Consider the following 24,877-nt stretch of genomic DNA (forward strand, 5'->3'; position numbering starts at 1 on the left):
TGCGCCCGCGGCCCGGCCCGATCCCGGCCCGGACCCGCGCGGTGTGCTTGTAGCACTACCGCCCCGGATGGGCCGCACCACGGCGCCACGCTCCGCCACCGCTGCAGCGCCACCGGGATGGCCTCGCCCGGCGACCGATTCGGGCCGGGCGAGGCCCCCCGCGGCGTGCGACCGGCGGCTGGGCTCAGCGCGGGCGGTCCCCGGCGATCGCCACCCGCTCGGCGACCCGGCGGTGCGGGAAGTAGTCGTCGACCGCGTAGTGCTGCGTCGCGCGGTTGTCCCAGAAGGCGACGTCCCCCGCCTGCCAGCGGAACCGCACCTGGTACTCCGGCACCTGGGCCTGGCGCACCAGGTGGCCGAGCAGCCGGTCGCTCTCGGCGCGGTCCATGCCCACGATGCGGGTGGTGAACGACGTGTTCACGAAGAGCATCCGACGGCCGGTCTCCGGGTGCCTGCGCACCACGGGATGGGTGACCGGCGGGAACTCGCCTTGCAGCGGCAGCAGTTGCTCGGGCCGGTAGAAGCGCGCGAAGCCGGGGATGAAGTCGTGCACGGCCTGCGCCCCGTCGATGCGGTCCTTCACCTCCTGCGTGAGGTTGTCGTACGCGGCCGCCATGTCGGCCCACAGGGTGTCACCGCCGACGGGCGGCACCTCGCGCAGCTGCAACACCGCGCCAAGGGCCGGGCGTTCACGGAAGGTGACGTCGGCGTGCCAGACGTTCTCGAAGGTCGCAGTGGCGTCGGCGCCCTTGTCGAAGCGGACCACGTCGTCGGCCGAGCCCCGCGCGAGCAGCGGATTGGTCTCCAACTCGCCCCAGTTCAGGGCGAAGGCGCGCTGCTGGTCGGAGGTGATCCGGGCGCCGCGGAAGAACAGCACCTTCCATTCGATCAGCGCCCGGTTCAGGTCCTCGCGCAGCGCGGGGGACAGTGGCCGGGACAGGTCGACGCCCCGGATCTCGGCGCCTATCAGACGCCCCTGAGGAACGAGCTCGAAGTGCTCGTACGGCCGCTCGTCCCATCCCTCCGGCACGCGCCGCAGCACCCGGCGCCCTTCGAACAGGCCGTCCGCGGGGACACGGGCCTCGCGCAGGGAAGAGGTGGTGGCGGCAGTGGGGGAGGGGGAGGGCGTGGTGAACACCATGGTGATCCTTGGAAGTCGAGCCGGCGGGGGCCGTGCGCGGAGCATCGCGGGAGGCGACGGAACTCCTGGAACATCGCGGGAGAAGCGACGGACTCCGGGCAGCTAACGGCCCGAGCGCTCGCACCCGCGCCGCCACGGGACACAGAAGGTCCCCAGGGCGGAGGTCGGGTGCGGGCTCATGGGCCCATTGTGGATTCCGGCGGCGACCTCGGTCAATCGACAGCCGATGGACAGCCGGTCGACGGCTTCGGGGCACCACGATTCCGGCGCCCGCGTGCGGTAGGGTCCCCAACCAATTGACGCTATTTGTCCATTGTTGGGCGAAATTGAAGGCGAGCAGAGCCACCCGTGACCAAGGACGACCTCGACGCCGCCCCCGCAGCACCGGACCCGACGGACGCCGGTCCCGTCATGGACGCCGGCGACGCCGGCTACAGCAAGACCCTCCAACCCCGCCACATCAGCATGATCGCCATCGGCGGCGCGATCGGCACCGGACTCTTCCTCGGCGCGGGCGGAAACCTCGCCAAGGCCGGCCCCGGCCTTGCCGTCGCGTACGCGGTCTGCGGGGTGTTCGCGTTCTTCGTGGTCCGGGCGCTGGGCGAACTCGTCGTCCACCGCCCCTCCTCCGGCGCCTTCGTGAGCTATGCCCGCGAATTCCTCGGCGAGAAGGGCGCGTACGTCGCCGGCTGGATGTACTTCCTCAACTGGGCGACCAGCGGCATGGCCGACATCACCGCGATCGCGCTCTACGTGCACTACTGGTCGATGTTCACGTCGATCCCGCAGTGGGCCCTCGCCCTCGTCGCCCTGACGATCGTGCTCGGCATCAACCTCATCTCGGTCAAGACCTTCGGCGAGATGGAGTTCTGGTTCGCCATCGTCAAGGTCGTCGCGATCGTCTCCTTCCTGCTGATCGGCATCTGGGTCCTCGCCAGCGGCCGCGAGGTCGGCGGCGAGGTCCCGGGCCTGCACATGCTCACCGAGCACGGCGGGATCTTCCCGCTCGGACTGCTGCCGGTCGTCCTGGTCTCGCAGACCGTGGTCTTCGCGTACGCGTCCATCGAGATGGTCGGCGTCACCGCGGGCGAGACCGCCGAACCCCACAAGGTCGTCCCGAAGGCCGTCAACTCCATCATGTGGCGGGTCGCGATCTTCTACGTCGGGTCCGTCGTGATGCTGACCCTGCTGCTGCCCTGGACCGCGTACTCGAGCAGCCAGAGCCCCTTCGTGACGGTCCTGTCCGGCCTCGGCGTGCCCGCCGCGGGCGGCGTGATGAACCTGGTGGTCCTCACCGCCGCCATGTCCAGCCTCAACTCCGGCCTCTACACCACCGGCCGGATCCTGCGCTCGATGGCCGCCGCCGGCTCGGCGCCCGGCTTCACCTCAAAGATGAGCCGCAGCCACGTCCCGTACGGCGGCATCCTCATGACATCGAGCGTCATCCTGCTCGGCGTCGGCCTCAACGCCTGGCTGCCCGACGACGCGTTCGGCATCGTCATCAACATCGCGGCCCTCGGCGTCATCAGCACCTGGGTCATGATCATGCTCTGCCATCTGGCGTTCGTCCGCCGCACCCGGCAAGGCCTTGCCGAACGCCCCGCCTTCAGGCTCTGGGCCTCGCCCTGGGTCGAGCTGGCGACGATCGCGTTCCTGCTCGGCATCATCGTGATGATGTGGTTCGACACGGACGGCCCGGGCCGGAACACGGTCCTGCTGCTCATCCCGATCGCGGGCGCCCTGGCGCTCGGCTGGTTCGTCGTCCGGGACCGGGTCAAGGACCCGCTGCGGCAGGCTCCTTGACCCTGTCCCGGTCCCGGAGAGTGACCTGGGCCCGGAGAAGGCCCCGGCCCCGGAGAGGACGCGGTCGGTTCAGCGACGGTGCATGGTCTGCAGCGCCTCGACGAGGACCTGCGGGTCGTGGCCGCCCTTGTAGACGGGCGGGGGCTGCCGGTCCAGGCCGAGCAGCCCCGCGACGGCGGTCCAGGCGGTGCGGACCGAGTACTCGACCGTGAAGACCACGTCGTCCGGAACCTCGGCGTACTGCCCGATGAAGGCGAGGTTGGTGGACCCCTCCGGCACGACCTGCGGCCGGTCGCCCGCGCTGCGCACGAGGAACTGACTGGTGATGTACGGCATCAGGGCCGGGATCACGATCGAGTGGTCCAGGATCTCGGGACCCTCCTCGAACCGCAGATGCTGCAGCACCTCGTCGAGGATCTCCCGGCCGGTGCACTCACGCATCGGCTTCCTGACGAAGTCGCCCTCCTTGTCCGGGAAGAGGGCGTATCCCCACCACACGTACGTGTCCGAGGGCTGCTCGTGGAAGTGCGGCTGGTGGTTGAGGACGATGGTCAGCAGCCAGCCCGAGTCCTTGAAGGTGATCAGCCCGCCCTTGCCGGCCTCGCTGCCGCTGAACTTCTCCATCAGCTCGAAGAAGGTGGGGTCCTTCGTCGTCACGGTGAAGGACTCCCAGGTGGAGTCCTCGATCGAGGAGTTGAAGACGGACGGATCGCCGAGGCCGGGACGCTTGGCCGCCAGGGTCTCCCACAGCTCCCAGGAGCCGCCGGCGCCCGAGGCGTCCAGGGCGGGAGCGGCACCGGTGGAGCCGACGGTCGAGTTCGCCGTCATCGAACCGTTGGTGACGAGCACCAGGTCGTCGGGGCCGAGCGGGATCTCCTCCGTGGTGCCGCCCCGGGTCCAGGTGAGGGCCTCGACCGTGAGGGCGTCACCCTCGGCCAGACGCAAGTCCGTGACGGTGGTGCCGAGTTGGACGCTCACGCCCTGATCGTCGAGCCACTTCATCAGCGGCCGCACGATCGAGTCGTACTGGTTGAAACGGGTGCGGTAGATCCCCGACATGGAGTCGAAGGTCTCGAAGAGATGGATGAACCTGTTGAGGTAGCGCCGGAACTCGATCGCGCTGTGCCACGGCTCGAAGGCGAAGGTGGTGCACCACATCCACCAGAAGTTCGTACGGAAGAAGTCCTGGTGGAAGCAGTCGACGATGCGCCTGCCGTCAAGGAGTCGCTCGGGGGTGCCCACGCACTTGACCAGCTCGAGGCGGTCGCGTTCGGAGAAGCCCATGGAGTGCGCGTCCACCACCTTGCCCGCGGCGTCGACGAGCCGGGCGTGGTCGTCCCAGGCGAAGTCCTCGTGGAAGGCGAAGGTGTCCTCGGTGACCGACTTCGACGGGTCGTCCAGCGAAGGGATCGAGCCGAGCAGGTCATAGGTGCACTCGAAGTGGATCTCGAACATCCGGCCGCCGCGCATCGTGTAGCCGGTCTCGGGCGATCCGGACGCGTCGAGACTGCCGCCCTCGCGGTCCTGTTCCTCCAGGATCACGATGTCCGAGCCCGCGAAGCCACCCTCGCGGATCAGGAACGCCGCAGCAGACAGCGACGCGATGCCGCTTCCCACCAGATAGGCCTTCGCCATCAGTCTTCCCTTCCCAGGTACTACGTGCAGGCCCCCGGCCCGGCGCACGGGTTTCCTCGCCATCAGGGGGTCGGTCCTCCCAGACTCACCCCTCGGCGGGAGTGGCGCAGCAGGGCCGGTCCGAACGCGGGTCCGTCCGGGTGCATCGGGCGATGAGCGCAAGGTGTGGGGCCGTGTCCGTGAGCGGTTTCGGCACCGGCGACAATCGACCGATGTCCGCCATCGAACGCCCCATGCCACCGCTGAACGCCGACGAACGCACCACGCTGGAGAGCTGGCTCGACTTCCACCGCACCACCCTCGCCATGAAGTGCGCGGGCCTGGACGACGAGCAGGCCGCCACCGCGGCGGTCCCGCCGTCCGGGTTCACCCTGACCGGCCTCGTACAGCACATGGCGGAAGTGGAGCGGAACTGGTTCCGCCGGGTCCTCGCCGGCGAACAGGCCCCGCCCATCCACGACCCGGCGGCCGACCCGGACGGCCCCGACGGCGGCTTCGAACTCGCCGCGGACGCCACCTTGCGCGGGGCCCTCGCCACCTGGCGCACGGAGATCGCCGATGCCCGTAAGGCCTGCGCGGACCGCGCCCTGACCGACACCGGCCGCTTCATGGGACAGGACGTCAGCCTCCGCTGGATCTACGTCCACATGATCGAGGAGTACGCCCGCCACAACGGCCACGCAGACCTGCTCAGGGAACGCGTCGACGGCGCGACGGGCGTCTAGCGGCACCCGGCCGGATCCATACGCGGACCCGTCCCGTCTCCGGATTCGCCCCGCAAATAACGTGACCCAGCCGTAGCATCGGACCGTCACCGGTCCAGGGGAAGGTGCACCAGATGAAGCAAGGTGAGGACGTGCCCGGCTACCGGGCGGCGTCGGTGCGGCAGTTGGCCGAGGCCGTGCAGCGGGTCGCGCCGCGCGACCAGACCGCGTGGGAGGCGCGGGCCCCGATCGCCGGAGCGGGCGGGCTGCCGGTGAAGGTGTCGCCGGTGCGGGCCCGGCAGCTGTGGATGGTGGTCGGGATGTGGGACCGGGCGCTGCACCGGGAGGAGATGCCCGGCCGGGCGCGGCGTGCGGCGTCCGCGCTGTTCACCCGGGCGGCGCTGCAGGCGTTCTGGGAGCTCGCGCAGGCGGGGGAGTTGCGTGCGCTGACGCCGGGGCGGGGCACGGCTCCGGAGCTGCCGCCGGCCACCTTGCGGATCGTGCGGGACTGCCTGGGAATCATGGCCGGCCTGGTGGTGCCGAAGGGCCGGCCCGTCCCGCTGCCTTCCGTGCAGCAGCCGGAGCCGAAGACGACCGTGCGGCCCGAGTCGCTGGGGACGATTTACGCGCGCCTCGCGGACATGGCCGCGACCGGCCCGCTGGAGCGCGACGGGACGGCGCTCTCGTACGAGGACCGGACGCGCCTGCTGGCCATGGTGTCCCTCGCCCTCGACGCGGCACCGCGCTCCGGCGAGCTCGCGGCGCTGCGGCTCGCCGATCTGGCGGCGGGGGAGCGGGCGGTGGGCCTGCGGCGCAGGCAGCAGAAGGCGCCGCCGAACCGTGCGGAGGAAATAGCGGCACTGGCCGAGGTGGACCCCTCCTCGGTACGCGCCGTGCTGTGGGGCCGCCGGAACCAGGTCTCCGAGGCCACCTTCCAGCGGATCGTCGCGGCCCACGACCAGTTGGAGCCCCTGCCGGAGATCGAGTGGTACGCGCTGCGGCAAGGCACCCGCGTGGCCGTACGACGCTGGCTGGAGGTCCGCCGAACCCTCGTGGAACCGCTGACCGGAGGCCGCTCCGCGCTGTGGGTGACGCTGGTGCCGACGAAGGCGGGGCCGCCCGGCATCACCCTGCGCCCACAAGGCCTGACGCAGGCCTTCGCCCGGGGGATAACGGCCCTGAACTGGCTGATGGCAGGCCAGTACGGATGGGAGCCGATGCCGATCAGGATGGAGCAGCTGCGCCGCGCGGTAGAGGTGACACCCCTCGCCCCCAACGCGCCCGGTAAATAACGTGACCCTTGCGCGCGGTCTGCTCCGCAGACTCACCGCGCCGTCGCTACGCGACGGAAGCAGCAGGTATCGCCGCTTCGCGGCGCACAGCCCTGGAGCGCTCCGCACTCCCGGCGTTGGAACGCTCCGCGTTCCCGAACCGAAGCGCTCCGCGCTTCGACCCCATGGGCTCGTCCCCATCCCCTGGGCATTCCCCATGGGTTCGAACCGATACGGCTGAGCCCCCTCCACGCACGGCTGATCCCACCCCCTCTCGGCCCACTCCTGGTATTTGGGATCGGGAAGACGGGCGTACCGGCACCCCCGCACGAGGCGAGGGCGCGCACACCTCGCCCCTGCGGGATGCGCGGAGCGAGGACGCCGGAGCCGGGCACGCGGAAGCGGCCACCTCCGACACCTCGGGCGATGACCGCTCGCTGCGACCGAAGGCCGATCAATCCTCGTCAGAGGCCTGCAGCAAATAGATGAGCTTCTCGCGGTTCTCGGCGGACATGTACCTGCGCAGCTGCTGATCGAACCAGAGGGGGTCGCTCCAGAACGCCGCGGGAATGACCTCGCCCGGGGGAGTGGTCGAGGCGTCGGCGGGCTTTACCGCGGTAAAGCTCTGCGAGGGGCGGGGGGCCGGATCGGACCGCTTCGGCCTCGGCCTGGACCTGGGTTCGGCCTTGTCCTCGGCACGCCGGACGACCTTGGCACGCCACGCCTCGACCTGCTGCTCCTGCGGGACCTTCACCAGCGAACGGGTCTCCCGTACCGGGAGTTCGCCGGCGGCGACCAGGGCCTGCAGCTCGGGCGCCAGGTCGAGGAGGTACATCTGCTGGGTGACCCAGCCGGCGGACTTCTCGTAGTGCTCGGCGACCTTGGCCTTGCCGCCGAGCTGTTCCACCATCGTCCTGATGCCGAAGGCCCGCTCGACCGGATTGAGGTCCTCGCGGTCGTTGTTCTCCGAGAGCACCGCGTCCAGGAAATCGGCCCTGGAGCGGGCCACCTCGTCGTCGACGACCACTTCGAGCGTGGACAGTTCGGCAGCCAGCGAACCTCGGTAGCGGCGCTCGCCGTTGGCGATGACGTACTGGGCGCTGCCGAGGTGCTCCCGCTCGTCCGGCCACAGTGCGAGGTACGCCTCGCGGGTGACGGCGACCGCGGGCTGCAGTTGCTTCTTCTTCAGCTTGAGGCCGAACTCGCGCAGGTCGTCCTCGGTGCCGAAGGCGCGGCGCGGGTTGAAGCGGGTCGGCACCAGGTGCGTCAGCGGCAGCGTACGCAGCCGGCTGTCCGGGGCCGCGGCCGTGGGCGCGCCGGTGGTGGCCGCCATCGCCTGGCGGCGCGCGCTGACCCCGCCGCGGGTCGCGCCGAAGGAGGCACCGGTGCCCAGCTGGTCGGCAACGCGCTTGCCGCTCATGCCAGTTCCCTTGCCAGCGCGCGCATGGTGACGGCCTGTTCGCCGCGCGGGGCGAACGAAAGCAGTGGCTGCTTGAGGCGGACGGCCTTGCGCTGGTCCGTGAGATCGCCGATGACGGCGACGACCCGTGGGTCCTTGATGCCGATCCACGCGTCGAGCGAGGAGGTGGCGATGAAGCCGCGCCGCGGGTCGTAGAGGTTGACGACGATGCCGAGATAGTCGATCTCCACGCCCATGTCGTCGCGGAGGTCCTCGATCTGGGAGACGAGGAGGTCGTACGCGTCGGCGCTGCTGTCCTCGGCCTGCACCACGATGAGGGGGCCCGAGCTGCCGGGATCCTCGTCCTCGCGCCGCCGGCCGTAGTAGAGGGCGGTGTCCATGCTGAGGCCGAGGCTGGGCGGGCAGTCCACGATGATCTCGTCGTAGCGGTGCTCGAGCGGCGTCAGCGCGCGTTCGAGTGCGGCCTCCCTGAAGCGGACCTTGGACAGGGCCACGTCGAGGAGGAAGCCGTCCTGGCAGCCGGGCAGCAGGTCGAGGCGGCCGCCGAACCGGTCGTCGTCGATGGGTACGACGAGGCCGGCTATGTCGCCCCTGGCCTCGCCCGTCATGAACTTGCTGAGGCTCTCGGTCGCCGGATCCATGGGGATCTCCTGGCGGCCGAGCTGCTTGGTGAGGTGGCGCTGCGGGTCGAAGTCGACGAGGAGGGTGCGGCGGCCCGGGCCCGGCAGGTCCTCCACGTCGAGCGGCGCGTCGGCCTGATCGGCGGTCGCGTCGTCCGCGATCCGGTCGGCGAAGTGCCGGGACATGCGGACGGGATGCAGGGTGCCGGGGTCCTCGGAGAAGGCCTCGCCGAGCCCGGCGGTCACCGCGGTCTTGCCGACGCCGCCCTTCTGGTTGCACACGATGCGCCGGCGCGGGTGCGTGGGGCGTACCCGGGTGGGCGGCGGGTTCTTCTCCAGCCATAACTGGACCGCCTGGGCGAGGCCTTGGGTGAGGGAGAGGCGTCGGTCGCCGGAGACCTGCCGGAAGGTGTCCCACTGCCCGCGGGGGAGGAACGTGGCGAAGGTGTCGGCACCGGAGGTGTCGACGGCGGTGCGGGCGGAAGCGAGCGCCAGCCACGCGGCAACGCCCTGTTCGACGGCCGCCTGGATCTCGATGCCGTGCTGTGCCGCCCGGACCTTGAGGTCCTGCCTGAGCCATCCGGGGAGTTTGGATACGACTTTTTCTCGATCGCCAGAAGTGGCTGATGAACTCATGTGGGCACTTTACTAACGCAGTTGACCCATGAGTTGGCGCAATGTGTTGGATATCTGTCGAGCTTGGATCGATGGCTGGATCGATGAATCGATGACTGGCCGTCAGGCGGCGAAGCCCACATTGGTGACGTACTCGTACTGCCCCCACTGCGATCCCAGGTCGACGATCTGGTCGATCCAGGCGGTGTCCAGGGCCTGCGGGTCGTCGGCGGACCAGGCCGTGACGATGCGGTCCCACTGACGGATGTTGAGGCTGCGGTACTCCAGGACGCGCTGGAAGCGGCGGTCGACCTGGGACTGGTTGAGCGGGTGGATCTCGACCCGGGTGCCGCCCCGGGCGTTGAGGCGGCCCAGGAGGTAGCGGGCCACGTTCTTGCGGCGGACCGCGGTGTAGGCCTGCGCGATGCGCTCGAGGTTGGCCCTGGACGGGCTGCGGGTGCCGGCGAGCCACGCCTTCACGGTGCGGTCGGTGGCGGTCAGGCCCGCCGTGCGGGCCTCGCCGCGGGCGTGGGCGGACTTGGTCAGGTAGTGCAGCCGCGCCATCAGGCCCCGGTGGGAGGTCACGGGGGAGGCGACGCCGCCGGCCAGGGAATCGAGGCGACGGGCGACGGCCTCGCTGCCCTTGATGCCCCGTGCGCCGTACTGGCCGAACTCATGGGTTCTTTCCGGCACTTGCGCAATCACCCGATTCTGTACCACAACGGCCCGTCAGTGATCGCAAGATTACCGCAGGCCCCCGCCTGGGGACGGCTGCAGTCCCGAGGGAGGGTGTGCCGCTTTCCTAGTGATCCTTGAGCGCGGCCGACCACGCTGAAGCGGCAGCACCGCACCCATGCCCGGCCGGCCCGCCGGGCCCGTACCCCAGCGAGGACGTGATCCGGTGGACCGTACCCCGACCGCCCGTGAGCTCGTGGTCAGCGAGACGATCCAGGAGGCCGACGGCATCCTCGGCCTGGTCCTCACCGACCCGACCGGCGCGGATCTCGCACCGTGGGCGCCCGGCGCGCATGTGGAACTGACGCTGCCCTCGGGGCTGGTACGGCACTACTCGCTCTGCGGCGATCCGGCCGACCGCTCCCGCTACCGCCTCGGCATCCTGCGCGAGCGCGACGGCCGCGGCGGCTCGGAGGAGATCCACACGAGTGACCTCACCGGCCGCCGCCTGTTGGTGGGCGCACCGGTCAATCGCTTCCCGCTGGTCGAGGCGGAGCGGTACGTCTTCGTCGCGGGCGGCATCGGCATCACTCCGCTGCTGCCGATGGTGCGCCATCTGGCCGGTGCGGGTGCGCCCTGGTCGCTGGTGTACGGGGCGAGGACCCGGGAGGCGATGGCGTACGTCGACGAACTGTCCGGCCTCACCGGCGGGGACGTGACGCTGGTGGCGCAGGACACCGAGGGTCACCCCGATCTCGACCAGGCGCTCAAGGGCCTGCAGGCCGGGACCGTCGTGTACGCCTGCGGTCCGGAGGCGCTGCTGCGGGCGGTGGAGGACCGCTGCGAGCAGTGGCCGGCGCGCGGCGCCTTGCACGTGGAGCGCTTCGGCTCGGCCCCGGAGCAGGACGGGACGCGGGAGCAGGGGGACGAGGAGGCCTTCGAGGTCGTGCTGGGCCGCACCGGCAGCACCCTCGAAGTCCCCGCGGACCGCACCCTGTTGGAGGTGGTGCGCGAGGCGGTGCCGCTGGTTCCCTACTCCTGCGAGGAAGGCTGGTGCGGCACCTGCGTCACCGGGGTCCTGGACGGCGAACCCGACCACCGCGACGACGTCCTCACCGACGAGGAGCGCGATTCCAACGCCATGGTGATGCTGTGCGTCAGCCGGTGCAGGACCGGCAGGCTCACGCTTGATCTGTAGCAGTCACGGCCGCCGTCACCGGAGGATCGGTGACGGCGGCCGTGTGTCGTGTCCTGCTGCGCGGCCCCGTCAGGCCGGCGTGAGGGAGCTCAGACCGGTCAACTCGTCCACGTGCTGCCCGATGTGGCTGCCGCTGGCGATCGGGATGCCGGCCAGGTATCCGGCCGGCAGGTCGAAGGCGTCGACGAGCGTCATCAGGTGCGGGGCGAGAAAACTGATCGTCGCGTCGACGGCGCCCGGCAGTTCACGCACGTGGGACACACAGAGGTGACCCTCGGCGAGGAGGTCGCCGGTGTACTCGCTGACCTGCTGCAGCAGGAACAGGCGGCAGAGGTCCTCGATGAGCAGACGGGTGGCAGGGTCCACGGCCTGGGCGGCCGCCTCGATGAAGGCGTCGGCGGCCTGCAGCTGGGCGTGGGCGGAGACCATCTGCAGTGCGGGCGCCGACGCGTCGTTCCAGCGGGCCAGAGGGTCGCGCGCGGGCCCGCTCCGCAGGGCGGTTCTCGCCCTTGCCTGCCACAGGGCCTCGACCTCGGCGAGGAGGCCGCGCAGGAAGTGAAGGTCCGTCAATGAGCGGTTCTCGACGGGAAGCTCGGGGCGGTCGCGGCGTTCCGTCTGGTGGCCGAAGATCATCTCAGCCGCGGCCTTGACCCAGATCACGAGGTTGTCGCCCTCGGCGGTGATCGCACCCTCGAGATTCAACGGGAAGTCGGCGAGCCCGTTGGCGGAGAAGAGCCCCTGGGCGCCGCAGCGTTCGCGGCACTCCGTGGTGATCGTGCGGGCCTGCCAGGTGATCCAGCCTTTGGCTATCGCCACCAGGCGCTCGGCCTGTGCGCGGTCCGCGGCGGTGTGCCGGACGTAGCGGGAGACGACCGAGCGGTGCAGGAAGGTCATGGCGTACGCGGTCGTCACGGAGCGGAGCAGCCGGCTGTGATGACTGCGGTGTGCCGTGAGCGGGACGCGCTCACCGGCGCGGGGGCCGCTGATGTGGCGGTCGTGGGCATAACGCACCGCGATGGCCAGGGCCGCCCGGGTCACTCCGATGCCGGCGGCGCTCATGCACAGCTTGCCCGTGGTGATGCGGTCGATCGAGCGCAGGAATCGTTTGCGACGGTTGCCCAGGTTGCTGGTCAGCGTGCCGTCGTCGTTCAGCCGGCCGTGCTCGGCCTCCAGGAGCGCTTCGCGGGGCAGCCGCACCTGGTCGAAGGTGGTGAGGCAGTGGTCGACGGGGGAGGCGGAGCGGGAGGGAAGTGCCTGGACGCGCACGCCGGGCAGATGGCCCGAGGCGTCACTGAGTGGCGTCAGGAACAGGAAGACCCCGTGGTCCTCACCGTCGATCACGAGCCGTGCCGCCACCAGAGCGCTCTTCGGGCCGCCGATGAGGCTCGTGTTGGGCATGAACTTGCGTGCGCCCGGGTGGGGCGTGTGCAGGATGAACTCGCCCGTCTCGCGGTTGAGTTCGGCTGTCGTCTGCAGGGCCGCCGCGTCGTTCCCGTGGTCCAGCTCGGTGCAGAGGAACGTTCCTGTGCGGCGCAGTGAGGTGAAGTCGGACAGATCGCGGCGGTCTCCCGTGCCGTCGCGGTCGCCCTGGTCGAGCAGGCTGCCCAGGAACAGGTTGTAGTGGATGCCGGCCAGGGTGCCGAGTGATCCGTCCACCACCCCGGTCCACTCGTGCAGGCTGGCCAGTGTGCTGGGATCGTTCGCCAGCGCCTCGGGAGAACCGACCGTCTCGTTGAGGATGCGCAGGCGGTCGTAGGACAGGGCGATACGCTCGGCCGGTGACAGACCGGAGCGATGACGGAACTCCTCGGTCGAGATGAGGCGGCGCCACATGCCGTGCAGGCGGCGCCGGTTCTCCCGGTCGAAGAGCAGATGTGCCAGCTCACGGCTGGGGTCGGTCGGTGGTATGGGCAAAAACGACAGGTCGCTCGGGCTTACTGCTTCGTTCGGCTCCGTCGGAGCGGAGGCCTCGAGGCGAGGGGGCTCCTGGAACGTCTGCAGGGTCATTGACATCTCCGCAGTGGACGCTTGACCGGATGGGCGAGAGCTCGGATTCATGAAGATACGTACCAACCGGTTTCTTTTCAAGCCTCCTTTGCGGTGCACCACACCGATTCCTCAACTAGTCGGCGACTAGGGGTACTTGATCCTCTGAGGGCTCAGTTCGACCAGGGATTCTTCAGGTGGAGATTGACTCGAGGAACACTTGAAAAACCGGTCACCTGGTTTTATTCTTACGGACATTCCGGTTCACCGGTGCGCCGCGTCGTCACGAACTGTGAGGAGTCGACACCAGGGGTTACCCAGGGCGGGTCTCGCTACGTTGCGTAATCTCCAGTAAGATACGTACCTGCTGGTTTTGTTTCGTCAGTGTGGTACGCGCCCGTCAGTCAGGCGGGGTCGGTTACGGGGGCGATTGAGGGAGGTGCGCTGTGGCGCGACAGGAGCGGGCTATTCGGACGCGACAGGCGATCCTCGTCGCTGCTGCCGAGGTGTTCGACGAGGTCGGATACGAGGCGGCGACGATCTCGGAGATCCTGAAGCGGGCTGGAATGACCAAGGGAGCTCTCTACTTCCACTTCACGTCCAAGGAGGAGCTCGCCCAAGGGGTGCTCGCGCAACAGGTCGACGTGCTGCCGCCCGTCCCGCCGCGGGAGCTGAAGCTGCAAGAGGTGGTGGACGAGTCGCTGATGCTCACGCACCTGCTCATGAAGGAGACGGGCGACCCCATCGTGCGGGGCAGTGTGCGACTCACCGTCGACAGCGGTATGCCGCAGGACGGCCTGGACCGGCGGGTGCCGATGCAGGGGTGGCAGGACCACTCCAGGGCTCTCTTCGAGGCGGCGAAGGAGGCGGGGGAGATCCTTCCCCATGTCGACCTGGACCGCTTCGCGAAGTCGTCCGTCGGTGCCTTCACCGGGGTCCAGGTGCTGTCGAACATCATGACCGAGCGCGAGGACATGCTGGAACGGGTGGCCGACCTCTACACATGGCTGCTGGCGTCCATTGCGGTACCGGGTGTCCTCGTGAAACTGGACTTCGCGCCGGAGCGAGGGGCGAAGGCGTACGAAGAGGCGATGAAGCTGCGTGAGGAGCAGGCGGTGGCAATGTCTGCCTGATCGCGCCCCACGGTCATTCGACGAGGGGGATCGCCTCGCGTGTTCATGGTCCGAACGCGAAATGCAATGACCGACTGGAGGGGTACCGATGGGATCGGAAACTGCAGCTTGTCCGTATGCGCTCGATGTGATGGGGCGTGATCTTGCCGGTGAGACCGCGATGTTGCGGACTCAGGGGGCGGCCGTCCAAGTGGAACTGCCCGGGGGGGTGATCGCCTGGGCCGTCGTTCGCGAGGACCAGGTAAAGCGGTTGCTGACCGACCCACGGGTCTCCAAGGACGCCAGGCAGCACTGGCCGGCGTTCATCGAAGGGCGCATAACCCAGGAATGGCCGCTCTACACCTGGGTGGCGAACGAGAACATGCTGTTCGCCTACGGAGAGAAGCACTCGAGGCTGCGACGACTGGTCGCGGCGGCGTTCACCGCACGCCGCGCCGAGGCGCTGCGGCCGCGTGCCGAAGAAATCATCGAGGAACTGATCCAGGACCTGGCCGCACGGCCCGCCGGGGAGCAGGTGGACCTGCGGGACGACTTCGCCGGCGTGCTGCCGATGCGGATCATTTGCGAGACGCTCGGCGTCCCCGCCGCTGCCAGAGCTCAGCTGTGCGCCGCGACGGACACCGTCTTCAGCACCACGGCATCGGCCGCCGAGATCATTGCGGCGCAGACCAAACTCTTCGAGCTCCTCGGCCAGTTGGTGGCCGCAAAGCGGGCCGAGCCCGGTGACGACGTCACCTCCGCGTTGATCGCGGCGCGGGACCACAGCGACCGGCTCAGTGAGCAGGAGCTGCTCGGCAGCCTGAACCTGCTGATCGCAGGGGGCTATGAAACGACCCGCACGCTGATCACCAACGCGGCAGGAGAACTGCTCTCCCACCCCGAGCAGTTGGCGCACGTGCGGGCCGGCCGGGCCGACTGGGCCGACGTGGTCACCGAGACGCTGCGGGCCCACGGCCCCGGCGGCTACTCGCCCATGCGGTTCGCGGTGGACGACATCGACCTGGACGGTGTGGCCATCAAGAAGGGCGATCCCATCATCGTCAACTTCGCCGCCCCCAGCCTCGATCCGCAGCACTACGGGGACGACGCCGGGGTGTTCGACCTGCTGCGCACCGGGCGCCGCGACCACATGGGCTTCGGGTACGGGGCGCACTTCTGCGTCGGTGCCCCATTGGCCAAGCTGGAGGCGTCGCTGGCCCTGGCCGCGCTCTTCGAGCGGTTCCCGGACCTCTCGCTGGCCGTTCCCGTCAAGGCGCTCGAGCCGATGGAGTCCTTCATCATGAACGGGTTCAGGTCGCTGCCGGTCTTCCTGTAGACGAACGAAGTCCGGGTCGCTGTCGCGCCCTGCCGCACGCCGACCAACGGCGGGGCGCGACAGCGACCCGAGCGACCGAAGCGACCGAACCCGGGACGAGAAGGTCAGAGATGCCCGGGCAAAATCGAGAGCCGCCCCAGAAGCACTTGAGGCGGCGACCGAGTCGGTCGCTTCGGCCGGGCCGGTTCGAACGGTTCAGCGACCGAGGGGAAGCGACTCAACTGCCCCTCGGTCGCTTGCATGTTAGGAAAAGAATTCCCAGGTCATAGGCCACGCGTGGGCAAGGCAGCGACTGAAGCGACGCAACTTCCAGGTATATGGAGACATTCGCGTGTGCGTGTGTGCGTCATATATAGGGAGCTTGAGTCGCTTCAGTCGCTTCTTGGTGTCGCGTACGTTGTCTGAGCAGGGGATTCCTGCTGGGGGCAGGAGCGACCAAGGGGTAAACCAGTCGCCGGGGGTGGCAGTCCCGGTCGCTGGCCCGCGGGTGACCTTCACTTCCTTCCCAACCGGCCGCTTGCGAACAACAGTTTCGCTAGTCTGTTTCTCAGTTGAGTCGCTTGAGTCGCTGACGGGGGAAGTGCATGGCAGCTGAGCTGCGGGTTTTGCATGGCGACTCACGCGTGCCCGCACTCGCGACCGCCCGGTGGTGCGCGAGCCGCGGCTGGCCGGTCCATCCGCTCGCCGCGGGACGCAAGACGCCGGCGGGAAACTGCAAGGCCTGCCGGGATACGGGGCATACGCACCAGGAGTGCGGGTGCGCGGCCGCCGGCCGCTGGTGCCACGGATTCCACGCCGCGACCCTCGACGCCACCAGGATCGAGCGGTGGTGGGGGAGCAACCCCGCCCTCGGAGTGGGAGTCGCCTGCGGGCCCGCAGGGCTCGTCGTCATCGATGTCGACGCACATCATCAGCAACTCCCGGGCAGGGACCGGCTGTTACCGGGCATCGCGATCTCCGCGGACATCGACCTGACCGGCCTCGCCAACGGATTCCACACCCTCGCCGTCCTCGCCGCCCTGCGCGGCGTCACCAGCCCGGCCGCCGACGAGTCGACCCTGCGGGTGCGCACCCCCTCCGGGGGCCTGCACGTCTGGTACCGGGCCCGCCCCGGTCACCGCTGGCACTGCTCCGCCGGCTCCAGCAACGGGCGGGCACTGGCCTGGCAGGTCGATGTGCGGGCCCACGGGGGATACATCGTCGCGCCCGGCACCACCACGCGCGACGGCACCTACACGCCGCTCGGAACGGTGCGCGAACCGGCCTCGCTGCCGCCCTGGCTGGCAGCGGAGTTGGAGCGCACCGGCCATCTGGAGCCCGACCGGGCCCGCGTACCCGCGCCTCGCGCCGTGCCGCCACGGGCCCGCCAGGCCGTCGTCGCGGCCGGGGGAGGCCGCGGCCAGGCGGCCAAGGTGCTCGCCGGCGTGCTCGCCGAGGTCGCCGCGTGCGCCTCCGTTCCCGAGGGCGCGGCGTTCTCCGAGAAGCTCAACCGGGCCGCGTACACCGCCGGAGGGCTGGTCGCCGCCGGCCATCTGGAGGAGACCGAGGCCGAGAACGTACTGAAGGAGGTGGCCGAACAGGCCAGACCGGGCCAGGACCGCCGGAGCGCACTGATCATCCGCAGCGGTCTCAACGCCGGTGCCAGGCGCCCTCTGCCCCTCGGGAGCCGTCAGTGAACGCGGACGAGGACGACACCCTCTTCAGTTTCGACGCCGAGTCGGTGGCCGCGCAGATCCTCGCCCAAGGACCTGTGCAGGTTCCGCAGCAGCGGCGTGAGGGACCTGAAGTGGCCACGGCGCGGGGGCTGTTGCCCGATACGCTCACCGACCGTGGCAACGCCAAACTGTTCGTCAAGCTGTACGCCAACGACTACCGGCACATCCCCGGCCTCGGCTGGTTCTGCTGGGACGGCACCCGCTGGCAGATCGACGAGGACGACACCGTGCTGTGGGCGGCCGGCGACCTGGCCGAGGCCCTCGCCGCCGACGACCCGCGCGGCCTGCACAGCAGCACGGCGCTGCAGCAGCACCGAAGGCGCGCCCTGTCGACGAGCGGTATGAACGCGATGCTCACCCAGGCCAAGTCGGCCCCCGGCATGGTCCTCAACGCCGCGCTCCTGGACGCCGATCCCTACTCCCTGTGCACCCTCGCCGGCATCGTCGACCTGCGCACCGGCGGCGTCCGCACCCCCGACCCGAACAAGGACTTCCACTCCCGCGCCACCTCGCTCGCCCCGCGCCAGATGCCGACGCCGCGCTGGAACCGGTTCCTCACCGACACCTTCGGCGAGGACGTCGAGGGCGCCGAGATGATCGACTTCCTGCACCTGCTGCTCGGCTACTCCCTCACCGGGGACGTCGGCGGGCAGGTCATGCCGTTCCTGTTCGGGTCCGGGAAGAACGGCAAGTCCGTACTCCTGGACGTCCTCATGAAACTGCTCGGGGACTACGCGGACGCCGCGCCGCCCGGTTTCCTGATGGCCCGCCCCTACGAGGGACACCCCACCGACCTCGCCGAACTGCACGGCCGACGCGTCATCGTGTGCAGCGAGGTCAAGCCAGGCGACAAGTTCGACGAGGCCCGGGTGAAGCTGCTCACCGGCGGCGACCGGATCAAGGCCCGCCGGATGCGGCAGGACTTCTTCAGCTTCGAACCCACCCACAAACTCTGGCTGCTCGGCAACCACCGCCCCGAAGTCGGCACCGGCGGCTTCGCGTTCTGGCGCCGCATGCGGCTCATCCCGTTCGAACGGGTCGTCTCCGACGAGCGGAAGATCGACAACCTCGCGGACATCCTCGTCACGGAGGAGGGGCCCGGCATCCTCAACTGGCTCATCGACGGCGCGCGCCGCTACCTCGGCGGCGCGAAGGACCTCACCGGTCCCGAACGCGTCCGCATCGCCACCAGCGCCTACGCGGAGACGGAGGACCACACCGGCCGGTTCATCGGCGAGGCCTGTGTCCTTGATCCCGAACTTCGGGCGGAGCAGACCCATCTCTACGCCGCCTACCGCAGCTGGTGCCAGAATGAGGGCGCTCCCGCGATCTCTTCCCGCGGATTCGCGGCCAGGGTCCGCGAGACCGTGGGGCTGGCTTCGCCGAAGCAGATGATTCTGTCCAACCAGCGCAAGTACTACCCGGGCATCGGACTGCTCACGGACGGGGAGGCAGCATGAGCGCCCTCATCGCAGCGGACGAGATCGGCAACGAGGCCGAACTCGTCTGGCTCGAGGACACCAGCGACCTCGACTACGTACGTCAGAGCCTCGACCGGCTGCCGTCGCGCCGCGGCAAGCCCGCCTACCACCGCGACGGCCGCATGGTCGGCTACGCCATGCTCGGCCCGGGAGCCAAGGCCTCCCGGTCGTCCGGGACGTTCCGCAGGCGGGTGTTCTGGCTGCTGCCCCACGACCGCGACACCGCCCCCGGCGGGCTGTACGCCAGCGGGGCGCCGGCGGAAGCCGTCGACCCGCGCACGCTGGCGCCGGGCGACAAGGGCCGCAAGACGGAACGGTCCGAGGGCGGACCGCCCTCCCAGGCGATGCAGGAGATGGGCATCACCCTGCCGCTGTGATGCGCGCGGCAATTTGACGGTCCCCAGGGCGAATTGACGAAAAGTCGGCCCATTTTCCTTGGCGTGGCACGGGAGTTGTCTCGACCCATAGCGGAAACAGACGCTCCGGTCTAATCTTCTGATGCGGCGCGCTGCGCGCTTCCGTGGCGTGTGCGGCGGCCCGGGTGACGTCGTGGATCCGCTGTCTAGCGACACCCCAGTCCTTCTTGAGCGATACGGCAGACCGTATCCGGAGGGCGAAGGAGGCGCGGTGGACAACGTGCAGAGCGCGGGCGACGTGGTTCGGGTCGAGCGCGGCCAGGTGCAGGACGAGGAGTTGGCCGCGGTGACCGCGGCATTGCTTTCCCTGCTCGCGCGATACGCGGCGGACCGGGAGGACGGACAGGGGGAGCGACCCCACTCGTCCTCGTGGGGCCGCTGGGATCGCACGGCGGGCTATCGGGCTCCACGCAGCTGGCAGTGAGGATCACTTGCCACCTATCCCGGAAACCGCATAAGCGGTTTGTTATGCTGTTCGCGCTGGTTGGCCGGCGTGCCGTTGAGGAAGGGAACTGACATGACGGTGGTGGGCGACCTCTCCATGGTCGATTGCGTACCGCTCGGTGCGCGTGGGCGGACCGTGGAGCTGCGGGCGATCCGTGAGCTCGCCTTGGCGGGGCCCAGCGAGAAGGCGACGGAGACGCAGCACGCGAAGGGCAAGCTGACGGCGCGTGAGCGGATTGAACTCCTGCTGGATCAGGGCTCGTTCAGGGAGGTCGAGCAGCTCCGCCGCCACCGCGCGACGGGTTTTGGCCTGGAGGGTAAGAAGCCGTACACCGACGGTGTGATCACGGGCTGGGGCACGGTCGAGGGCCGCACGGTCTTTGTGTACGCGCATGACTTCCGGATCTTTGGTGGTGCGTTGGGCGAGGCTCATGCCACGAAGATCCACAAGATTATGGACATGGCCATCGCGGCCGGTGCGCCGCTGGTCTCCCTGAACGACGGTGCCGGTGCCCGTATCCAGGAGGGTGTCTCCGCGCTGGCCGGTTACGGCGGGATCTTCCAGCGCAACACCCGGGCGTCCGGGGTGATCCCGCAGATCAGCGTGATGCTCGGCCCGTGCGCGGGCGGCGCGGCTTACAGCCCGGCCCTGACCGACTTCGTGTTCATGGTCCGTGAGACCTCGCAGATGTTCATCACGGGTCCCGATGTGGTGAAGGCGGTCACCGGTGAGGAGATCACGCAGAACGGCCTCGGCGGCGCGGACGTGCATGCCGAGACGTCTGGTGTCGCGCACTTCGCGTACGACGACGAAGAGACCTGTATCGCCGAGGTCCGCTTCCTGCTCTCGATGCTGCCGGCGAACAACCGCGAGAACCCGCCCGTGGTCCGGGGCGAGGACCCCGCCGACCGACGGTCCGAGAACCTGCTCGACCTGGTGCCCGAGGACGGGAGCCGGCCCTATGACATGACGCAGGTCATGGCCGAACTCGTCGACGACGGCGAGTACTTGGAGATCCATGAGCGCTGGGCGCGCAACATCGTGTGCGCCCTGGCCCGCCTCGACGGTGAGGTCGTCGGGATCGTCGCCAACCAACCCCAGGCCCTGGCAGGTGTGCTGGACATCGAGGCCTCCGAGAAGGCCGCGCGCTTTGTGCAGATGTGCGACGCGTTCAACATCCCCCTCGTCACCCTCCTGGACGTCCCCGGCTTCCTGCCCGGCGTCGACCAGGAACACGGCGGGATCATCCGCCACGGCGCCAAGCTCCTCTACGCCTACTGCAACGCCACCGTCCCCCGGATCTCCCTGATACTGCGCAAGGCGTATGGGGGTGCGTACATCGTCATGGACTCCCAGTCCATCGGCGCGGACCTCACCTACGCCTGGCCCACCAACGAGATCGCCGTGATGGGCGCGGAGGGCGCGGCCAACGTCATCTTCCGTCGCCAGATCGCCGAGGCCGCCGACCCCGAAGCCATGCGGGCCCGCATGGTCAAGGAATACAAGGCCGAACTGATGCACCCGTACTACGCGGCCGAACGCGGCCTCGTCGACGACGTCATCGACCCCGCCGAGACCCGCGAGGTCCTCATCCGCTCGCTCGCGATGTTGCGCAGCAAGCACGCCGACCTGCCGTCCCGCAAGCACGGCAACCCCCCGCAATAGGAACCGCACAGGGGCACGGACAGAAGGGCGTGGCGCGGCGGGTCCCGCCGCGTCCTGCTGCCGTGTCCCGTCAGCCAGGAGACTCTTGATGGTCAAGCAGGAGCGCGCGGCGCGCACCCGCCAGTCGTTGATCCGGGCCGCGGCCGAGGTCTTCGCCCAGGACGGCTTCGCGCCCGCCTCGCTCAATGCGATCAGCAGACGGGCCGGGGTGAGCAACGGCGCGCTCCACTTCCACTTCGAGACCAAACTGGCGCTGGCGCAGGCCGTCCACGACGAGGCCCGCGAGACCGTGCGCGGCCTCACGCAGCTGGCTCCGCCCGGCGACGGGGGCGGAGCCCTGCAGGTCCTCGTGGACGCCACCCACGGGCTGATGCGGCGCCTCGCGGAGGACGTCGTGGTGCGGGCGGGCTTCGAGCTGTGCAACGACCTGTCCCGTGGTGACGTCTCCGAACTCCGGTGGGCCTGGCAGCAGTGGATCGAGGACACGCTGCGCCGCGCCGACCGGGAAGGACTGCTGGCCGAGGGAGTGTCCCCCGAGGCGGCCGCGCCCGCCATCATGGCGGCCACCGTGGGGTTCGAGGTGCTCGGCAGCGCCAACAGCGAATGGCTCTCCGAGCAGCGGATCGCGCGCTTCTGGGACCTCATGCTGCCGCGCCTCGCCGGCGTGTGCCAGGAGCCGGCGATCAGCTCGCATCCGACACAGGACGTGATGGTGCCGGGGGCCGGCCAGGACGCCCTGCCCCCGTCGCGCGAGGAACAGCCTCACCAAAAATAGACCGGGCGGTCTGATTGGAAGCAGTCCAGGAGGGGTGATCGTCCACCCCTCCTACAGGCATGCCCGCGGCGCCTGGGGCTGGAATGTCGGTAAGTGTCCGCATCCAATGGAGTATTGCTTGGGTGGAGACGGAGTCCAAGCCTGCTACGGACGGCGTGCATGGTTTCGTATTGACAAACCGTCCGTCCCGTTTTTTACTCAGAGAGGTAGCTGTGAAGGCTTTGAAGTCCGATGGCTGACGACTGACGACGACGACTCATGCACGGATAGGGGAAACGGCATGGACATCGAGGTACTGGGGGCATTGGCCGTGCGGGAGCACGGCGCCTCGGTCACACCAACGGCGCCGAAGCCGCGGCAGGTGCTCGCCCTGCTCGCCCTGCATGCCGACCAGGTCGTTCCGCTGGCCGCACTGGTCGAGGAGCTGTGGTCGGAGCGACCACCACGCAGCGCGCGCACCACCTTGCAGACGTACGTCCTCCAGCTGCGCGATCTGATCTCGAGCGCCCTGGAGCACGCTCCCGAGGACGCCCCGCCGCGCACCGCCAAGGACGTCCTGGTCACCACGCCGGGCGGCTATCTCCTGAACACGTCGGGCGGCTCCAGCGACATCCGCGAGTTCGAGCGGCTCGCCGGCACGGGATACCGCGCGATGGACGCCGGTGACTTCCCGGGCGCGGCCCGCCAGTTGCGGGAGGCGCTCGACCTGTGGACCGGCAACGCACTCGCCGACGTACAGACCGGACCGCAACTGGAGATGGAGACCCGGCGGCTGGAGGAGACGCGGCTGTGCGCCCTCGATCAGCGCATCGAGGCCGATCTGCGGCTCGGCCGGCACCGCGAGCTGCTCGGTGAACTGACCGTCCTGGTACGCCGTTACCGCACCCACGAGACCCTGCACGGTCAGCTGATGCTGGCCCTGCACCGCTCGGGCCGCCGCAGCGAGGCGCTCGACGTCTATCAGCGGCTGCGCACCGCGCTGGTCCGTGAGCTGGGTCTCGAACCCTCCGCAGGGCTGCGACGGCTGCAGCGTTCCGTCCTGATGGCCGGTCCCGAGCCCGTCCTCGATGCCCCGCGGTCCGGCGGTGAGCGGCTCAGCGGAGTCGGCTGACAGCGGCGCCATGGGGGAGCGCCGGTTGTGCAGTGAGAGGAGCCGAGATGCAGACCAGGTCCGAGCAGACACGCCGCAGGCTCATCCTTGCGGGCGCGGAGATGTTCGACCGGCATGGCTATGCCAACGCCACCATCGGGCAGATCGCCGGTGCGGCGGGGATGACGAAGGGGGCCCTGTACTTCCACTTCGCCTCCAAGGACGGGCTTGCCGACGCCGTTCAGCAGCGGGGCCGTGAGCTCCTCGGTGATTTCGTCCAGCGGCAGTGGGAGCAGGGCGCGGCGCCAGTGCAGGCCGTCATCGACCTCACGCACTGGCTGGCGGCCAAGCTGCGCTCGGACCCGTTGATGCGGGCCGGCTTCCGGATCAGCAAGGAGTGCACCGGACGGAAGCCGCCCGTCGTGGGCTTCCACCAGGTGTGGATCACCGAGGTGCTACGGCTGCTCGGCCAGGCCCGCGCGGCGGGGGAGCTGCGCGAGCACACGGCGCAGGACGGACCGGAGACGTTGCTCTTTGCGACCGTCTGCGGCATCGAGGTCCTGGCGGGCACACCCCTCCCGTCCGCCGAACTCAGCTACCGGATCGGCGCGTTGTGGGAACCGCTCCTGTCGGTCCTCGTACCGCCGCACGACCTGGGGCGGTACCGCACGCACCCGCCGAAGGCACCTGCGGCGGCCGCCGGGTCGGCCGTCGAACCCGTCGGATCCCAAGTGGCCTGAGCCGACAGGAGGATCGCCGGAACGGGAGCTCGCTCGCGCGGCGTAGCGCCGCCCGGGACAGTCCCTCCCATGGACCAGGTCGTGGCCATCAGTTCAGCACGGTCGACGATGTCCGTGCTCCGACCCATCTTCGATACTTCCGTTGTCGGCAAGGCAAGCCGGGACGGACCCCTTGGAGTCAACCCATGCCCCGTGAACGTCAGACCCCCTCCATGACGGCCCCCCACGTGGCGGCCGCCGATGTGCTGGGCGAGCTGGTGGGCGCGCTCGCCGGCGTACTGCGACTGAAGCCGGAGAAGATCGACCCCGAGCAGACGTTCCGGTCGCTCGGCCTCGATTCGCTGCTCACGGTGGAGTTCGTGGCCACCGTGAACGCCCGGTACGGCATCAAGATCAAGGCCGACGCGCTCTTCGACCACCCCACACCGCTGGCCTTCGCCCGGCACGTGGCCCGTGAACTCGGGGTTCCCAGCCCCGCGTCGAGGGCGTCGGCTGTCGAGCCCGAACGCGCCGTCCAGGCTCAGGCCCCGGTCGCCGCCGAGGCCCAGGGCCCGGTCGTCACCGGCGGTCCCTCGGCCTACGGCGAACAGGCCGTGCTCGATGTGCTCCGCGAGGAGCTCGCCCGCATCCTGTGCTGCGACCCGTGGGACATCGACACCACCGCGAGCTTCAACCTGCTCGGCCTCGACTCCATCCTCGGCGCGGAGTTCGTGGCCGTCGTCAACCACACCTACCACCTGCACGAGCGGGCGGTCATGCTCTACGAGCACCCGAACCTCGCCGCGATCGCCGCCCACATCGCCGCCCTCGGCCCCGGGTCCGCACCCGCCGCGCCTGCCGCGCCCGTCAGGCAGGCCACCCCGGCTCCCGCGCCGCGGCCCGCCGGGACCGGACCGACGGACATCGACGCGCTGCTCGACGCGGTGCAGGTCGACCGGCTCACGGTCGACGAGGCGCTCGACCTGCTGGCACGACGCTCCTGAGGCCGGACGGGAACCGCATCTCCTGCCGGACGGGAACCGCACCTCATGGAT

General features: G+C 69.6%; 21 protein-coding genes. 15 read left to right on the forward strand and 6 right to left on the reverse strand.

The features are described 5' to 3' along the window. Window positions 1-184: 184 nt before the first annotated feature. Entirely contained in the window at window positions 185-1,141 is a 957-nt protein-coding gene (locus OG430_RS46375; RefSeq protein WP_327358750.1) for a TauD/TfdA dioxygenase family protein, read from the reverse strand. 348 nt (window positions 1,142-1,489) lie between these two features. Here OG430_RS46375 and OG430_RS46380 point away from each other — a divergent pair, with 348 nt between their 5' ends. Further along, on the forward strand, window positions 1,490-2,944 hold the full coding sequence (locus OG430_RS46380; protein ID WP_442816673.1) for an amino acid permease: 1,455 nt from the start codon (window positions 1,490-1,492) through the stop codon (window positions 2,942-2,944). A gap of 69 nt (window positions 2,945-3,013) precedes the next feature. Here OG430_RS46380 and OG430_RS46385 read toward each other — a convergent pair whose 3' ends face one another. Beyond that, the gene (locus tag OG430_RS46385; protein WP_327358751.1) at window positions 3,014-4,579 is read right to left on the reverse strand and encodes an oleate hydratase; all 1,566 of its coding nucleotides are present in this window, start codon (window positions 4,577-4,579) and stop codon (window positions 3,014-3,016) included. 212 nt (window positions 4,580-4,791) lie between these two features. Here OG430_RS46385 and OG430_RS46390 point away from each other — a divergent pair, with 212 nt between their 5' ends. Further along, window positions 4,792-5,304: a DinB family protein gene (locus OG430_RS46390; RefSeq protein ID WP_327358752.1), complete on the forward strand. Its 513-nt coding sequence runs from the start codon at window positions 4,792-4,794 to the stop codon at window positions 5,302-5,304. A gap of 113 nt (window positions 5,305-5,417) precedes the next feature. Beyond that, window positions 5,418-6,575: a hypothetical protein gene (locus OG430_RS46395; protein WP_327358753.1), complete on the forward strand. Its 1,158-nt coding sequence runs from the start codon at window positions 5,418-5,420 to the stop codon at window positions 6,573-6,575. Window positions 6,576-7,008: 433 nt separating this feature from the next. On the opposite strand, the gene OG430_RS46400 is transcribed toward OG430_RS46395, so the two are convergent. The 3 genes from OG430_RS46400 to OG430_RS46410 form a co-directional block, all read right to left on the reverse strand. Then, on the reverse strand, window positions 7,009-7,974 hold the full coding sequence (locus OG430_RS46400; protein ID WP_327358754.1) for a ParB/RepB/Spo0J family partition protein: 966 nt from the start codon (window positions 7,972-7,974) through the stop codon (window positions 7,009-7,011). Continuing rightward, entirely contained in the window at window positions 7,971-9,230 is a 1,260-nt protein-coding gene (locus OG430_RS46405; RefSeq protein WP_327358755.1) for a ParA family protein, read from the reverse strand. Before OG430_RS46405 ends, OG430_RS46400 begins: the two co-directional genes overlap by 4 nt. A 102-nt stretch (window positions 9,231-9,332) precedes the next feature. Beyond that, on the reverse strand, window positions 9,333-9,902 hold the full coding sequence (locus OG430_RS46410) for a transcriptional regulator (RefSeq protein WP_327358756.1): 570 nt from the start codon (window positions 9,900-9,902) through the stop codon (window positions 9,333-9,335). A gap of 208 nt (window positions 9,903-10,110) precedes the next feature. Between OG430_RS46410 and OG430_RS46415 the strand changes: the two genes are divergently transcribed. Next, on the forward strand, window positions 10,111-11,082 hold the full coding sequence (locus OG430_RS46415; protein ID WP_327358757.1) for a PDR/VanB family oxidoreductase: 972 nt from the start codon (window positions 10,111-10,113) through the stop codon (window positions 11,080-11,082). Between the two features lie 69 nt (window positions 11,083-11,151). Here the strand turns inward: OG430_RS46415 and OG430_RS46420 are convergent, their stop codons facing one another. Continuing rightward, on the reverse strand, window positions 11,152-13,089 hold the full coding sequence (locus OG430_RS46420) for an acyl-CoA dehydrogenase family protein (RefSeq protein ID WP_327358758.1): 1,938 nt from the start codon (window positions 13,087-13,089) through the stop codon (window positions 11,152-11,154). A gap of 425 nt (window positions 13,090-13,514) precedes the next feature. Here OG430_RS46420 and OG430_RS46425 point away from each other — a divergent pair, with 425 nt between their 5' ends. The 11 genes from OG430_RS46425 (at window position 13,515) to OG430_RS46475 (ending at window position 24,826) form a co-directional block, all read left to right on the forward strand. Further along, window positions 13,515-14,201 carry a ScbR family autoregulator-binding transcription factor gene (locus OG430_RS46425; RefSeq protein WP_327358759.1) on the forward strand — a complete coding sequence of 229 codons (687 nt, stop codon included), beginning with the start codon at window positions 13,515-13,517 and terminating at the stop codon, window positions 14,199-14,201. Window positions 14,202-14,391: 190 nt separating this feature from the next. Beyond that, window positions 14,392-15,516 carry a cytochrome P450 family protein gene (locus OG430_RS46430; RefSeq protein WP_327358760.1) on the forward strand — a complete coding sequence of 375 codons (1,125 nt, stop codon included), beginning with the start codon at window positions 14,392-14,394 and terminating at the stop codon, window positions 15,514-15,516. Window positions 15,517-16,100: 584 nt separating this feature from the next. Then, the gene (locus OG430_RS46435) at window positions 16,101-17,192 is read left to right on the forward strand and encodes a bifunctional DNA primase/polymerase (RefSeq protein ID WP_327358761.1); all 1,092 of its coding nucleotides are present in this window, start codon (window positions 16,101-16,103) and stop codon (window positions 17,190-17,192) included. Beyond that, window positions 17,189-18,691, forward strand: a complete 1,503-nt coding sequence (locus tag OG430_RS46440; RefSeq protein WP_327358762.1) for a DNA primase family protein — start codon at window positions 17,189-17,191, stop codon at window positions 18,689-18,691. Before OG430_RS46435 ends, OG430_RS46440 begins: the two co-directional genes overlap by 4 nt. Further along, window positions 18,688-19,089 carry a DUF6009 family protein gene (locus tag OG430_RS46445; protein ID WP_327358763.1) on the forward strand — a complete coding sequence of 134 codons (402 nt, stop codon included), beginning with the start codon at window positions 18,688-18,690 and terminating at the stop codon, window positions 19,087-19,089. The genes OG430_RS46440 and OG430_RS46445 overlap by 4 nt, the downstream gene beginning before the upstream one ends. A 250-nt stretch (window positions 19,090-19,339) precedes the next feature. Beyond that, window positions 19,340-19,552: an acyl-CoA carboxylase subunit epsilon gene (locus OG430_RS46450; protein WP_327358764.1), complete on the forward strand. Its 213-nt coding sequence runs from the start codon at window positions 19,340-19,342 to the stop codon at window positions 19,550-19,552. 93 nt (window positions 19,553-19,645) lie between these two features. Further along, window positions 19,646-21,238, forward strand: coding sequence for an acyl-CoA carboxylase subunit beta (locus OG430_RS46455; protein ID WP_327358765.1), 1,593 nt, complete (start codon window positions 19,646-19,648; stop codon window positions 21,236-21,238). 88 nt (window positions 21,239-21,326) lie between these two features. After that, entirely contained in the window at window positions 21,327-22,013 is a 687-nt protein-coding gene (locus OG430_RS46460; protein ID WP_327358766.1) for a ScbR family autoregulator-binding transcription factor, read from the forward strand. A 280-nt stretch (window positions 22,014-22,293) separates the two neighbouring features. Further along, window positions 22,294-23,124 (forward strand): AfsR/SARP family transcriptional regulator, encoded by an 831-nt coding sequence (locus tag OG430_RS46465; protein ID WP_327358767.1) that lies wholly within the window; start codon window positions 22,294-22,296, stop codon window positions 23,122-23,124. 47 nt (window positions 23,125-23,171) lie between these two features. Then, a complete protein-coding gene (locus tag OG430_RS46470; RefSeq protein ID WP_327358768.1) occupies window positions 23,172-23,843 on the forward strand; it encodes a ScbR family autoregulator-binding transcription factor in 672 nt (223 codons plus the stop codon). A 212-nt stretch (window positions 23,844-24,055) separates the two neighbouring features. Beyond that, window positions 24,056-24,826, forward strand: coding sequence for a phosphopantetheine-binding protein (locus OG430_RS46475; RefSeq protein WP_327358769.1), 771 nt, complete (start codon window positions 24,056-24,058; stop codon window positions 24,824-24,826). Window positions 24,827-24,877: the final 51 nt, after the last annotated feature.

Origin of the sequence: Streptomyces sp. NBC_01304, from assembly GCF_035975855.1 — a bacterium.
Lineage (GTDB): Bacteria > Actinomycetota > Actinomycetes > Streptomycetales > Streptomycetaceae > Streptomyces.

Coding starts and splice junctions, on each gene's coding strand:
- OG430_RS46375 (WP_327358750.1), bottom strand. CDS start 1,141: ATGGTGTTCACCACGCCCTCCCCCTCCCCCACTGCCGCCACCACCTCT.
- OG430_RS46385 (WP_327358751.1), bottom strand. CDS start 4,579: ATGGCGAAGGCCTATCTGGTGGGAAGCGGCATCGCGTCGCTGTCTGCT.
- OG430_RS46390 (WP_327358752.1), top strand. CDS start 4,792: ATGTCCGCCATCGAACGCCCCATGCCACCGCTGAACGCCGACGAACGC.
- OG430_RS46395 (WP_327358753.1), top strand. CDS start 5,418: ATGAAGCAAGGTGAGGACGTGCCCGGCTACCGGGCGGCGTCGGTGCGG.
- OG430_RS46400 (WP_327358754.1), bottom strand. CDS start 7,974: ATGAGCGGCAAGCGCGTTGCCGACCAGCTGGGCACCGGTGCCTCCTTC.
- OG430_RS46405 (WP_327358755.1), bottom strand. CDS start 9,230: ATGAGTTCATCAGCCACTTCTGGCGATCGAGAAAAAGTCGTATCCAAA.
- OG430_RS46420 (WP_327358758.1), bottom strand. CDS start 13,089: ATGACCCTGCAGACGTTCCAGGAGCCCCCTCGCCTCGAGGCCTCCGCT.
- OG430_RS46435 (WP_327358761.1), top strand. CDS start 16,101: ATGGCAGCTGAGCTGCGGGTTTTGCATGGCGACTCACGCGTGCCCGCA.
- OG430_RS46445 (WP_327358763.1), top strand. CDS start 18,688: ATGAGCGCCCTCATCGCAGCGGACGAGATCGGCAACGAGGCCGAACTC.
- OG430_RS46455 (WP_327358765.1), top strand. CDS start 19,646: ATGACGGTGGTGGGCGACCTCTCCATGGTCGATTGCGTACCGCTCGGT.
- OG430_RS46460 (WP_327358766.1), top strand. CDS start 21,327: ATGGTCAAGCAGGAGCGCGCGGCGCGCACCCGCCAGTCGTTGATCCGG.
- OG430_RS46465 (WP_327358767.1), top strand. CDS start 22,294: ATGGACATCGAGGTACTGGGGGCATTGGCCGTGCGGGAGCACGGCGCC.
- OG430_RS46470 (WP_327358768.1), top strand. CDS start 23,172: ATGCAGACCAGGTCCGAGCAGACACGCCGCAGGCTCATCCTTGCGGGC.
- OG430_RS46475 (WP_327358769.1), top strand. CDS start 24,056: ATGACGGCCCCCCACGTGGCGGCCGCCGATGTGCTGGGCGAGCTGGTG.